This window comes from Nonomuraea monospora, assembly GCF_039531895.1.
Classification (GTDB): Bacteria; Actinomycetota; Actinomycetes; order Streptosporangiales; family Streptosporangiaceae; genus Nonomuraea; species Nonomuraea monospora.
Map to the genome: position 1 here is coordinate 63,306 of NZ_BAAAQX010000040.1, position 12,995 is coordinate 76,300.

10 protein-coding genes are annotated in these 12,995 nt (G+C 72.1%); 4 read left to right on the plus strand and 6 right to left on the minus strand.

The genetic code is table 11. The annotated features are described in order from the left end of the window. Positions 1-56: 56 nt before the first annotated feature. Both ABD331_RS48605 and ABD331_RS48610 read right to left on the minus strand, forming a co-directional pair. Complete coding sequence (locus ABD331_RS48605) at positions 57-317, minus strand: WhiB family transcriptional regulator (protein ID WP_020546325.1); 261 nt, start codon at positions 315-317, stop codon at positions 57-59. Between the two features lie 318 nt (positions 318-635). Next, positions 636-2,831, minus strand: a complete 2,196-nt coding sequence (locus ABD331_RS48610; RefSeq protein ID WP_344491753.1) for a hypothetical protein — start codon at positions 2,829-2,831, stop codon at positions 636-638. Between the two features lie 181 nt (positions 2,832-3,012). Here ABD331_RS48610 and cofD point away from each other — a divergent pair, with 181 nt between their 5' ends. The 4 genes from cofD to ABD331_RS48630 all read left to right on the plus strand — a co-directional run bounded on the left by cofD (position 3,013) and on the right by ABD331_RS48630 (position 6,546). Continuing rightward, entirely contained in the window at positions 3,013-3,951 is a 939-nt protein-coding gene (cofD, locus tag ABD331_RS48615; RefSeq protein ID WP_344491756.1) for a 2-phospho-L-lactate transferase, read from the plus strand. Then, positions 3,948-5,222 carry a coenzyme F420-0:L-glutamate ligase gene (locus ABD331_RS48620; RefSeq protein ID WP_425566240.1) on the plus strand — a complete coding sequence of 425 codons (1,275 nt, stop codon included), beginning with the start codon at positions 3,948-3,950 and terminating at the stop codon, positions 5,220-5,222. The genes cofD and ABD331_RS48620 overlap by 4 nt, the downstream gene beginning before the upstream one ends. Before the next feature lie 78 nt (positions 5,223-5,300). Continuing rightward, positions 5,301-6,044, plus strand: a complete 744-nt coding sequence (locus ABD331_RS48625; RefSeq protein WP_344491759.1) for a lytic polysaccharide monooxygenase — start codon at positions 5,301-5,303, stop codon at positions 6,042-6,044. Between the two features lie 40 nt (positions 6,045-6,084). Next, positions 6,085-6,546: a TspO/MBR family protein gene (locus ABD331_RS48630; RefSeq protein WP_344491762.1), complete on the plus strand. Its 462-nt coding sequence runs from the start codon at positions 6,085-6,087 to the stop codon at positions 6,544-6,546. 3 nt (positions 6,547-6,549) lie between these two features. Here ABD331_RS48630 and ABD331_RS48635 read toward each other — a convergent pair whose 3' ends face one another. The 4 genes from ABD331_RS48635 to manB form a co-directional block, all read right to left on the minus strand. Continuing rightward, positions 6,550-8,298, minus strand: a complete 1,749-nt coding sequence (locus ABD331_RS48635; protein ID WP_344491765.1) for a substrate-binding and VWA domain-containing protein — start codon at positions 8,296-8,298, stop codon at positions 6,550-6,552. Positions 8,299-8,380: 82 nt separating this feature from the next. Next, entirely contained in the window at positions 8,381-10,927 is a 2,547-nt protein-coding gene (locus tag ABD331_RS48640) for a bifunctional FO biosynthesis protein CofGH (RefSeq protein WP_344491768.1), read from the minus strand. A gap of 49 nt (positions 10,928-10,976) precedes the next feature. After that, complete coding sequence (locus ABD331_RS48645; RefSeq protein WP_344491919.1) at positions 10,977-11,870, minus strand: DNA-3-methyladenine glycosylase family protein; 894 nt, start codon at positions 11,868-11,870, stop codon at positions 10,977-10,979. A 34-nt stretch (positions 11,871-11,904) separates the two neighbouring features. Beyond that, entirely contained in the window at positions 11,905-12,984 is a 1,080-nt protein-coding gene (gene manB, locus ABD331_RS48650; RefSeq protein WP_425566241.1) for a mannose-1-phosphate guanylyltransferase, read from the minus strand. Positions 12,985-12,995 lie beyond the last annotated feature (11 nt).

The window sequence follows — 12,995 nt, forward strand, 5'->3', positions numbered from 1 at the left end:
CAGGAGATGCGAAAAGGGTCACACGGCTCCCCGTGTGACCCCTTCCCCCCTTATAGCTACACCGCCTGGCGCTTGATCCGTCTGCGCTCCCGCTCGGACAACCCACCCCAGATGCCGAACCGCTCATCGTGCTCGAGTGCGTATTCCAGGCACTCTGCACGGACCTCGCACGATCGGCAGACCTTCTTGGCCTCTCGGGTGGAGCCGCCCTTCTCCGGAAAGAACGCCTCCGGATCCGTCTGAGCGCACAACGCACGCTCCTGCCAGCCGAGTTCTTCAGCGTCAAGCTGATCCTGTGCGATGACCGGATCGGTCACTGCACACCTCCCTGCCGCCCGCCCGCAATGGAGCCCCCCATGGACGCCTTCCTTATTACCCACCCACGGGAAGGCGTAACAACATGGTTGTAATTACACGCGTGTGCCGCACGTGGCGTCAAGCGGCATGCAGCTATCCGGGGAAAGACCAGATCTCGCCCCGGTGTGCTCGGCATGTGATGTTCGCACCCGGCCCGCACCCCGCAGGCGGGACGCCGGCCTGGCCCGTTTCAAGCTCTCAGCGGTCGGAACCGTACCAGGGCGAGACAGACACCCGCCCGTGGCCCACCTTCTCTCTAGCCGTTCATTGCCGGTCCGTTACCTGCGTGGCTCATTGGGGGTGTATATGGCGGTCGGGTCGATCGGGTCGTCTCCCGGACGGCGCTGGTCGCCGCCGAAGTTGCCGCCCAGCGACGCGGGGTCGATCCGCATCGTCGACTCGCCACCCTGCGCGTCCGGCCAGCCGCCCTGCTGCTGCTGGGGGGCCTGGTGGGTGGGCTGGTACTGGCCCTGCTGCGGCTCGTACCCGCCGCCGTACTGGGCCTGGCCCGGCTGCTCGCCGCCGCCGTACTGCGGGTGACCTGGCTGCTCGCCGCCGCCGAACTGAGGCTGTCCCGCCTGCTCGCCGCCGTACTGGGGCTGGCCCGGCTGCTCGTACGCGCTCGGCTGCTCGTAGCCGCTCGGCTGCTCGTAGCCGCCGTGCTGGGGCTGCTGAGGCTGGGGCTGGGCGTGCTGTGGCGCGTGCTGCGGACCGGCCTGCTGGGCCTGCGGGTGGCCGAACGGGTCGTCGTACGGCCTGCTCTGCTGGGTGCCGTAGTCGGGGACGCGCAGCTCGGGCTGGGTGCCGACGTTCGACTGGTACGTCTCCGCCTGCTGGTAGGCGTCCATGAGCTGCTGCGAGCGCGGGTCCACCGGCGGGTCCGGCTCCTGGTACGCGGGCGGCGTGGCGTACTCGTGCCCCGAGTACCCGGTGAACGGCTGCCCGCCCTGTTGCTGCTGCTGGTCGAACGCGCTCTGCCCGAAGTAGGGCTGCTGGCCGAACTGCTGCGGCTGCTCGGCGGCCTGCGGCGGATACGGCACGTTCGGCGCCGTCTCACCCGACGGGTAGGCCTGCTCGGCCGGGGGCGCGTAGGGGTTGGGCTGCGGGTCGGCGTACGGGCCGGCCTGCTGGTCCGCAGCGGCGTAGGGGGCGGGCTGCTCCGCGGGCGTGGGGAACGGGTCGCTCGCGGGGGGCGCGTACGGGTTCGGGCTGGGCTGGCCGTACAGGTGCGGCTGGCTGTCGGCCGGGACGTACGGGGCGGGGGTGTACTCTCCGGCGGGCGGAGTGTTGTACTCCGGCGCGGGCGTCGGGGCCGAGGGGGCCGTGTCGGCGGGGACGTACTGGCCGAAGCCCTCAGGGGCGTAGGGCTCGGGCTGCTGGTCGGAGGGGGCGGCGGGCAGCGCGCCCCTGATGTGCGGCGCCGGCTGCGGGGTGTACGCCGCCGCCTGGGGCTCGGGCTGGCCGCCGTAGCTGGGCGACTGCTGGCCATAGCCGGGGGCCGAGAGCGGCTGCTGGTCGTAGCCGGGGGTGGAGGGGGGCTGCTGACCGTAGCCGGGGGTGGAAGGGGGCTGCTGACCGTAACCGGGCATCGAGGGCGGCTGCTGGTTGTAACCCGAGGCGGGCTGCTGACCGTAGCCGGGCTGCTGGCCGGACGGGGGCTGCTGACCATAGCCGGGTTCCTGGCCGGACGGCGGCTGCTGGCCAGAGGGGGGCTGCTGACCGGACGGAGACTGCTGACCGGAGGGAGGCTGCTGGCCGGAGGGAGGCTGCTGGCCGGAAGGGGGCTGCTGGCCGGAAGGGGGCTGCGGACCGTAGCCGGGCGCCGCCTGCGGATCCTGGGCCCCGCCGAAGCCGGGCTGCTGCCCGGACGGCGGTTGCTGCCCGTAAGCGGCGGCGGGCTGATCCTGGGGGAACCCGGGCTGCCCGAAGCCGGGCTGTCCGTAACCGGGCCCAGCCTGCGGCTGCTGCTGCCCCTGGGGGTTGTACTGCTGCTGCTCGAAGAACCCGGGCTGCGGCCCGAACTGCCCGTGATACACCTGCGCCGCGGGCCGCTCAGGCAGCACCTGCGGAAGCAGATACACCAGTGCGAGGGCGGTCAACGCCAGGGTGGGCACGCCGAGCAGCACGTACTCGATGGTGACGCGCGCCCCGGCGCCGGCGAACAGCCCGCTCAGCAGCGCCAGCATGCCGAACACCGCCGCGAGCAGCAATCCGGCCGCCGCGCCGTACGTGATCGGCTTGGCCTTGGCGGACGGCTCACTCACCTTGGTGACCAGCAACACCGCACCGAGCAGCAACGCCGTCACGACCGGGCTGGTCAGGTCGGAGAAGTTCGAGGCGGCACGCTCCGTGAAGGACGAGCCGGACGAGCCGATCAATATGTGCCCGATCGCCAGCACCACGTTCAGCAAGCCAGCGACGAGCATGATCCAGGCGGCCGGCTCTCTGAGCCGGGCAACGTCAAATTTGCTCACAAGTACCCCCATCGGACCCTTTAGCCCGAAGGGAGTTTGCCACATCGCTGACTCACCTGCGGGGAGTCCCAGGAACCTCTTCCATATCAAATCGCCCAATACCTGGCAGTACACGGCTGACAGAAACCGGAAAACCAGTCCGGAGACGGGCTTGTCAGAGCCCGATGGAAGACTGGGCCGCATGCACATCGTGTCACTAGCCGGCGGCATCGGCGGCGCCCGTTTCCTGCGCGGGCTGCGGGCCGCCGCACCCGACGCCTCGATCACCGTCATCGGCAACACGGGCGACGACATCACCCTGTTCGGCCTGCGGGTCTGCCCCGACCTCGACACCGTGATGTACACCCTGGGCAACGGCATCGACGAGGAGCAGGGCTGGGGCCGGGCCAAGGAGAGCCACGTCGTCAAGGAGGAGCTGGCCGCGTACGGCGTCGAGCCGCAGTGGTTCGGGCTCGGCGACCGCGACTTCGCCACCCACATCGTCCGCTCGCAGATGCTGGAGGCCGGTTACCCGCTCTCGCAGATCACGCAGGCGCTCTGCACGCGCTGGCAGCCGGGCGTGCGGCTGCTGCCGATGAGCGACGACCGCTGCGAGACGCACGTCGTGATCGAGGACGAGCGCGGCAAGCGCGCCGTCCACTTCCAGGAGTGGTGGGTACGGCTGCGCGCCTCGGTGCCCGCCCAGTCGTTCGCCCTGGTCGGGGTCGACTCCGCGAAGCCCGCCCCCGGCGTGCTGGAGGCGATCGAGCAGGCCGACGTGGTGATCCTGCCGCCGTCCAACCCGGTGGTGAGCATCGGCACGATCCTCCAGGTCCCGGGCATCCGCGAGGCCCTGCTGCCGAAGACGGTGGTGGGCGTCTCGCCGATCATCGGGGGCGCTCCGGTGCGGGGCATGGCCGACGCCTGCCTGACCGCCATCGGGGTGGAGACGACCGCGCAGGCCGTGCTGGAGCTGTACGGCGCGGAGCTGATCGACGGCTGGCTGGTCGCCGAGGAGGACTCAGGGGTGTCGCTCGACGGCGTCCGCGTGCTGGCCCGTCCGATCCTCATGCACGACGCGCAGGCCGCGGCCGACATCGCCCGCACCACCCTCGACCTGGCCCAGGAGCTTGCCAAGTGAGCGATGTGACGCGGGTCGAGGTGATCCCCGTGACCGGCCTCGGCGAGGTGCGGCCGGGTGACGACGTGGCGGCGCTGCTGGCGGGCGCCGACCTGCGCGACGGCGACATCGTGGTGATCACCTCCAAGATCGTGAGCAAGGCCGAGGGCCGGGTGCGCCGGGCGCCCGACCGCACGGCGGCCATCATGGAGGAGACCGAGCGGGTCGTCGCCAGGCGCGGCGAGACGGTGATCTCGCAGACCAGGCACGGCTTCGTGATGGCCGCCGCGGGGGTCGACGCCTCCAACACCGAGCCGGGCACCGTGCTGCTCCTGCCGGACGACTCCGACGCCTCGGCCAGGCGCATCAGGGCGGGCCTGGGCGGGCGGGTCGGGGTGATCGTGTCCGACACGTTCGGGCGGCCGTGGCGTCACGGGCTGACCGACGTGGCCATCGGCGCGGCGGGCGTGCTGCCGCTCGACGACTTCCGGGGGGCCTCCGACTCCTACGGCAACCAGCTCAGCGCCACGGTCACGGCCCTGGCCGACGAGATCGCGAGCGCCGCCGAGCTGGTCAAGGGCAAGCTGGCCGGGGTGCCGGTGGCGATCGTGCGCGGGCTGGCCCACCTGGTGACCGACGACGACGGGCCGGGGGTCAGGCCGCTGGTGCGGGGCGCCGACGAGGACCTGTTCCGTTACGGGTCGCGTGACGTGGTGTTCGCCCGCCGGACGATCAGGGAGTTCTCCGGGCAGCCCGTCGATCCCGGGGCCGTGCGCAGGGCGGTCGCGGCGGGCATCGCGGCGCCCGCGCCGCACCACACGACGCCGTGGCGGTTCGTGCTGCTGGAGACGCCTGAGGTCAGGACGAAGCTGCTCGACGCCATGCGCGAGGCGTGGATCGCGGACCTGCGCGGCGACGGCTTCTCCGAGCAGTCGATCGCCAAGCGGGTCAGGCGCGGCGACGTGCTGCGCAACGCCCCCTACCTGGTGGTGCCGTGCCTGGTGATGGAGGGCTCGCACACCTACAGCGACGATCGGCGCAACGCCTCGGAGCGGGAGATGTTCATCGTGGCGACCGGCGCCGGGGTGGAGAACTTCCTGATCCAGCTCGCCGTCGAGGGGCTCGGCTCGGCGTGGGTGTCGTCCACGATGTTCTGCCGGCCGGTCGTCCGCGAGGTGCTCGACCTGCCCGAGTCGTGGGATCCGATGGGCTGCGTGGCCGTGGGCCATGCCGCCGCGCCGCCGCGCGACAGGGCGCCGCGCGATCCGGCCGACTTCATCGTCACGCGCTGACAGGCCGTCAGCGAGGCGTTTACCGTTAGGAAACTTTCCTTTACATTAGGGCCAACCCCCCATGTGAAGGAGCACTTCATGAGAAGGACCCTCACGTTAGTCGCCGTGGTGGTGGTCGCGGTCGCCACCACGGTGTTCAACACGAGCCCGGCGTTCGCACACGGCTACGTGCTCACGCCGCCCTCCCGCCAGGCCAACTGCGCGCAGGGCAAGGTCTCCGGCTGCGGCAACATCATCTACGAGCCGCAGAGCGTGGAAGGCCCGAAGGGCCTGCGTAGCTGCCACGCCAACCTCGGCCAGTTCGCCCAGCTCAGCGACGAGAGCAAGGCCTGGCCCGTCGCCTCCGTCGGCACCTCGGTGACCTTCACCTGGACGTTCACCGCCCGCCACGCCACGGCCAGCTACGAGTACTACATCGGCAACACCCTGGTGAAGAGCTTCGCCGGCAACGGCCAGCAGCCCCCGGCGACGATCTCGCACACGGTCAACTTCTCCGGCTACTCCGGCCGGCAGAAGGTCCTGGCCATCTGGAACATCTCCGACACCACCAACGCCTTCTACTCCTGCATCGACCTGAACATCGGCGGCGGAGGCGGCAACCCGACCCCGACGCCCACGCCCACGCCGACCGTCACGCCCACGCCCACCCCGACGCCGACCACGACGCCGACCACGCCTTCCGGCACGTGGAAGGCCGGCACGGCGTACGCCGCCGGCAACACCGTCACCTACAACGGCGTCACGTACCGGTGCCTCCAGGCCCACACCGCGCTCGCGGGCTGGGAGCCGCCGAACGTGCCGGCCCTCTGGGCACGCGTGTAACACCGATAGAAGCGCCACGGGGCGGGCAGGGGCACGTGCCATGAACAAGACCCTGCTCGCCACCGCGCTCGCGACCGGCGCGGCCGCCCTCGCCGGCTCGCTGGCCACCGCCCCCGGCACGGCCTGGTACAAGCGGCTGCGCAAGCCCTCCTGGCAGCCCCCTTCGCAGGCGTTCCCCCTGGTGTGGACCCCCTTGTACGGGCTCATCGCGTACGGCGGAGCCCGCGCGCTGGACCAGGAGCCCGGCGCGGAGCGCGACGCCATGGCCCGCGCCCTGGCGGGCAACCTGGTGCTGAACGCCGCCTGGCCCGCCCTGTTCTTCCGCGCCAAGGCCCCGCGCCTGGCTCTGGCGGAGCTCCTGCTGCTCAACGCGTCCAACGTGGTGCTGATCCGCCGGGCCCTGCGCGCCGACCGCACGGCCGGGCTGCTCCTGCTGCCCTACGCGGCGTGGACGGCGTTCGCCACCGCGCTCAACGCCTCCATCGCCCGCCGTAACCGTTGAGCCCTAGGCGGTCGGCTTGCAGGTCGGGTGGCACAGGCGCCGCGCCAGGGCCGCCAGGAAGACGTCGATGATCTCCCCGGGCTCCTCCGCCTCGTGCAGGGACCCGTTCGTGACGGAGGTGATCTGCGACAGCGCGGCCCGATCGACCCCCTTGCCGAACGCGATCACGATGATCTGCACCGGCCGGTCCGGGTTCCACTCCCGCTTCAGCCGGTCGAGCACCTGCCCCAGGCCGGTGCCCTTGCCGTCGTCCCGCCCCGCCGTGATCACCAGCAGCGCGTTGTTCATCTCCTCGCGGTAGCCGCTGCTCATCGTGCGGAACCCGCTGAGTATCGAGTCGTACAGCGAGCTGTCCCGCTTGGGGTGGGCGGCGATGGTGCTGGTGAGCTGGTCCAGCCGGCTGCGGCGGATGACCTGCCCGGTCTCGGGCTCGTTGATGGGCCCGAGGCCGACGTGCTGCCGGTAGTTCCTGATGCCGCCCACCTTGTCGGCGAACTCCCACAGCCCCATGTGGGTGGAGTCGGGGAAGAGCTGCAGCCCGATCTTGGCGGCGTCGAGCGCCACGCTCACCCTGGTCCGGCCGTTGAGCGGCTCGGCCATGTGCTTGGAGGTGTCGGCCAGGACGAGGATGTTGGTGGGCGGGGCGAGCCTGCTCCAGGCCCGCAGCGCCTCGTCGATGTCCTGCGGCGACACCGACGACCTGGTCTTCGGGGTGGCGGAGGGGATCTGCGGCCCCGGCGAGAGGGGGCCCTGGGTGCCGTCGCCCGACCGGAAGCCGGCCCGCCGCACGATCTCCTGCGCCTGCGCGCCCTTCAGCCAGTCGGCGAAGACGGTGGAGGCCTCGGCGACGTCGGGGTCGGCGGCGGTGACGACGTACGGGTAGTCGAGGTTGATCGTGCCCTCGCGCGGGTGCAGGGCCACGACGGGGTCGGAGGAGGGCCGCAGGTTGTGGTTCCACACCGACTGCTCGGGCACGATGACGACCGGGCGCTGCCAGAACGTGTGATCGTCCACGGCCGCCAGCATGCTGCGGTAGTCGGGCGCCGACCCGGCCTGCGCCCAGCGCACGAACGCGGTCAGCGCCTTGTCGGCGTCGGGGCCGGTGCCGACGACGTCCCTGGCGGCGGCCACGGTGGCGATGCCCGCCCCGGCCAGCGACGGGTCGGGCACGCGGACGACGTCCGGCTCGTCGGCGTTGGGCGTCAGCCGCCCGCGCACGGTCGAGGGGAAGACCATCCGCCAGTTCATCTCGGTCCTGCCCACGGAGAAGCGCTGGGCCAGCGACGACCGGGTGGCGAACACCAGCGGCGAGGTCGCCACCACGCTCTCCCCCGCCGGCAGCGAGCTGGCCCCCTGCTGGCGGGCCAGCCTGATCCAGGCGGAGGAGTCGGCGATCCAGCCGTCGGGCCGCTCGGCCAGCACACCCGCCCGGTCGCCGATCAGCGTGCGCAGGACCGTGGCCGGCGGCTGCTCGGTCACCTGGACCAGCACGCACCGGCCGCCCACGGCCGTCTTCGTCTCGTTGAACCGGCCGGCCGCCTCCATGACCGCCGGAGCCACGTCCACCGCGGCGGCCACGTTGACCAGAACAGGCTCTCGTGTGCTGCACAGCACCCCGCCGCCGCCGAAGATCACGACGAGGCCGGCCGCGACGATGGCCACGGCCGTCAGCCCTGCCAGCATGCCGCGCTGGAGCGCCTTCCTGCGTCGCTGCTCGGGGGCTAACGCGGCGCGGTGCCGACCCAACCGCACGGTGAACCTCTCTCCACGGGGAGGAACGATTCTCCCAGCGCCTCACAGGGCGGGCGCAAGTGCTTGTTAGAACATGTTACAACTAGGCCAGCGGCAGGACCCTTCTGACGCTCTGGCAGACGCCGTCGCTGGCCGCCGAGGCCGCCAGCCGCTCCGCGCCGGGGACGCCGTACTCGGTGGTGCGCTGCCGCACCGGCCGGCCGGTCACCTCGACCATCGCGCGCAGCTCGCTGATCGTCTTGTACGAGCCGTTCTCCGACCCGGCCATCCGGCTGATCGTCTCCTCCATCAGCGTGCCGCCGAGGTCGTTGACCCCGCCCTGGAGCACCTGGCGGCACAGGTCGTCCTGGAGCTTGACCCAGGAGCACTGGATGTTCCTGATCGCGCCGTGCAGGAGGATCCTGGCCAGGGCGTGCACGGCGCGGTTCTCCTGCGCGGTCGGGCCGGGCCTGGCCACGCCCGCCAGGTAGATCGGGGCGCTGGTGTGCACGAAGGGCAGCAGCACGAACTCGGAGAAGCCGCCCGTCTCCTCCTGCAGCCTCCTGATCAGCTTGATGTGCCTGACCCAGTGCAGGTGGTTGTCCACGTGCCCGTACATCATGGTCGAGGTGGTGGGGATGCCGACCCGGTGCGCGGTGCTGATGACCTCGATCCACTCCTTGGCCGGCAGCTTGCCCTTGGTCAGCACCCAGCGCACGTCGTCGTCGAGGATCTCGGCCGCCGTGCCGGGCAGCGAGTCCACGCCCGCCTCCTTGGCGGCCTCCAGCCAGTCGCGGATCGACAGGTTCAGCCGCGACGCGCCGTTGATGACCTCCATCGGGGAGAACGCGTGCACGTGCATGCCCGGCGTCCTGGCCTTCACGGCCCTGGCGATGTCGAAGTAGGCGGTGCCGGGCAGGTCGGGGTGGATGCCGCCCTGCATGCACACCTCGGTCGCGCCGGCCGCCCACGCCTCCTCGGCCCGGTCGGCGACCTGGTCCACGCTCAGCGTGTAGGCGTCCGCGTCCGTCCTGCGCTGGGCGAAGGCGCAGAAGCGGCAGCCGGTGTAGCAGACGTTGGTGAAGTTGATGTTCCGGTTGACCACGTAGGTGACGTCGTCGCCCACCGCCTCCCTGCGCAGCGCGTCGGCGATGGCGGCCAGCTCGTCCAGCGCCTCGCCCTCGGCGCCGAGCAGCGCCACGGCCTCGGCGTCCGTCAGGCCCGCCGGGTCGGCCTCGGCGCGCTTCAGCGCCTGCCGCACGTCGGTGGGGGTGGCGGCGACCGTGCTGCCCAGGCGCTCGCGCAGGGCGTCCCAGTCGCCGTAGACGTGGTCGAAGTCGTCGCGGCGGTCGTTCGTGCGGCCCGTGGTGTCGACCTCGACGTGCAGGTCGACGCGCCCGGACGCGGCGAAGCCGCCGTCGGGCTCCTGCCAGGGGCGGCCTTCCAGCACGGCGTCCTCGCGGGCCAGGCCGGTGGCCGGGTCGGCCAGGGCGGAGACGTGGCCGATCAGGCGGGGGTCGAGCCAGGGCTCCCCTGCCTGCACGTACTCGGGGTAGATCGTCAGCCGTTCCCTGAGCAGGAATCCGGCCTCGCCCGTGCGGGCGGCGAGGTCGTCGATCTGCGGCCACGGCCGCTCCGGGTTGACGTGGTCGGGGGTGAGCGGCGACACGCCGCCCCAGTCGTCGATCCCGGCCCTGATCATCAGCTCGTACTCGGAGTCGACCAGGTTGGGCGGCGCCTGGAGGCGTACGCGGGGGCCGAGCACCAGGCGGGCCACCGCGATCGTGGCGGCCAGTTCCTGGAGGTCGGCGTCCGGCAGGCCGCGCATGGCGGTGTCGGGCTTGGCGCGGAAGTTCTGCACGATCACTTCCTGGATGCCGCCGTACTCCCTGGCCACCCTGCGGATCGCGAAGATCGACTCGGCCCGGTCCTCGACGGTCTCGCCGATGCCGATCAGGATGCCCGTGGTGAACGGCACGTTCGTCCGGCCGGCGTCCTCCAGCACGCGCAGCCGCACGGCCGGGTCCTTGTCGGGCGAGCCGTAGTGCGGCTGGCCCTTCTCCTCGAACAGCCGCCGCGACGTCGTCTCCAGCATCATCCCCATGGACGGCGCGACCGGCTTGAGCCGCTGGAAGTCCCGCCAGCTCAGCACCCCCGGGTTCAGGTGCGGCAACAGCCCGGTCTCCTCCAGCACCCTGATCGCCATCGCGCGCACGTAGGACAACGTGTCGTCATAGCCGTGCGCGTCGAGCCACTCCCTGGCCTGGTGCCAGCGGTCCTCCGGCCGGTCCCCCAGCGTGAACAGCGCCTCCTTGCACCCCATCGCCGCCCCCTGCCGGGCGATCTCCAGCACCTCGTCGGGGCTCAGGAACGGCGCCTCCAGCTTGTGCGGCGCCGTCGCGAACGTGCAATAACCACAGCGGTCCCGGCACAGCCGGGTCAACGGGATGAAAACCTTCCTGCTGTAGGTGATGATCCCCTCGCGACCGGCGGCCCGCAGACCGGCGTCGCGCACGCGGGAGGCGTGTTCGAGGAGCGTGTCGAGGTGCTCGTCCCTGGCGTGCAGGAGCACGGTCGCCTCGGTCACATCGAGCGTCTTTCCGTCCCTGGCTCGGGCGAGGGCGCGGCGGAGCGCGGAGTCAGAACTCATAGAGGCACAGTACGACGGGCTGAGTTCGCCGTACGCACCCAGGGCGCGCTCAGAACGCCCGGTAGTCGCGCGCGGCCATCCTCGGCCCCCTGGCCGGCGGGCGCAGGCCGCTGAGCCACACCAGCACCGTGGCGCGGTGCCGATGCCCGGTGTACGGCTCCAGCAGCCGCATCATGCCGGGATCGTCGGTCTTCTCCCCGGTCAGCGCGTAGCCGACGAGCTTGGCCAGGTGGAAGTCGCCCACGCTGACCGCGTCGGGATCGCCGAACGCCCGCTGCCGCACCTCGGCCGACGTCCACACGCCGACCCCCGGCAGCGCGCGCAGCAGCCGGTCGAGCTCCTGCGTGGTGGCGGCGGCCTCCAGCTTGGCGGCGTGCCAGGCGGCGGTGGCGATCGTGCGGGCGCGCACGGCCTCGGCGCCCGCCCGGTGCCAGTGCCAGGACGGGATCTGCCGCCACACCTCGGGCTCAGGCACCACCCGCATGCCCTCGGGCGCAGGCCCGGGTGCGGGCTCGCCGTACCGGCCGAGCAGCCACCGCCAGGCCCGCCACGCCTCCCGCCCGACCACCTTCTGCTCCAGCACGGCGGGCACGAGGGCCTCCATCACCCGCCCCGTGCGCCCGATGCGCAGCCCGGGATGCCTTCTGACGACGTCGGCCAGCACCTCGTGCCTGACGCTGAACCCCGCCAGGTCGTCCTCGGCGCCCACCAGCGCCGGCATCGTCTCCAGCGCCCAGCCCGCCCCCGGCCCCCACGCCTGACCGTGCACGCCGCCCGCCCGCGCGCTCACCCTGAGCGTGCAGGGCCCGTCGGGGGTCCTGGACGTGCGCCACACGGCGCCGTCGGGCGTCTGGCGCCAGGTGGGGTCGCCGCCGCCGCGCTTGTGGGGCTGCAACGCCAGCCCCACGTCGAGCGGCCCATCGGGCTCCCACCTGCGCTCCATCACCTGTACAGTCTGCCCGCCCCCGAGGGCTGGGTCAGACGTCGCTGGAGTAACGCAGCGCCCGTTCGGGCAGCTCGATGCCCGGCCAGACGCGTACGCCGTTCTGCAGCTCGTTGCCCGGCCCCACGATGGCGCCGTCGCCGATCACCGCGTCGCGCACCACCGTGCCGGCGCAGACCCGCGCACCCTGGCCCACCACGGAGTCGACCACCGAGGCGCCCGCCTCCACCACGCAGTCGTCGCTGAGCACGGAGCCGGCCACCGAGGCGCCCGCCTCGACGACGGCCCGCGCGCCGACGGCCGTGCCGCCCTGGACCTTCGCCTCCGGCGAGATCCTGGCCCCGTCGAGCAGCAGGAACTCGCCCGTGGGCCCCGGCAGCGCGGGCGAGGCCAGCCGGCCCAGCACCAGGTCGCGGGAGCCCTGCACGTACGCGCTCGGCGTGCCGACGTCGAGCCAGTAGGTGCGGTCGGCATACCCCAGCACCAGCTCGCCCGACTCGATCAGCCCGGGGAACGTCTCCCGCTCGACCGACACGACCTCGTCGCGCGGGATCGAGTCGATCACCGACCGGGTGAAGACGTAGCAGCCGGCGTTGATCCGGTTCGTGACGGGGTTGGGGGTCTTCTCCAGGAAAGCCGTCACGCGCCCCGCCTCGTCGGTCGGCACGCAGCCGAACCGGGAGGGGTCGTCGACCTCCGTCAGATGGAGCGTTACAGCGGCCTGCCGCTCCCGGTGCGCGCGCACCTGTTCGCCGATGTCGTGGCCGGACAGGATGTCGCCGTTGAGGATCAGCACCGGGTCGCCGGGGCCGGCCGTCAGCGCCTCCGCGGCGTTGCGGATGGCGCCGCCGGTGCCCAGCGGTGTCTCCTCGGTCATGTATTCGAGTGAGAGCCCGAACGCAGCCCCGTCGCCGAAGGCAGGCTCGAACATGGACGCCTTGTAGGAGGTGGCGAACACGATGCGGCGGACGCCGAAAGAGCGGGCGCGCGCCAGTTGGTGTGCCAGGAACGGCACCCCGGCGGTCTGCAGCAGCGGCTTGGGCGTGCCCAGTGTCAGCGGACGCAGGCGCGTGCCCTGCCCCCCGACCAGGAGGATCGCCTCGAGGTCTGGCAAAGAGCTCTCCA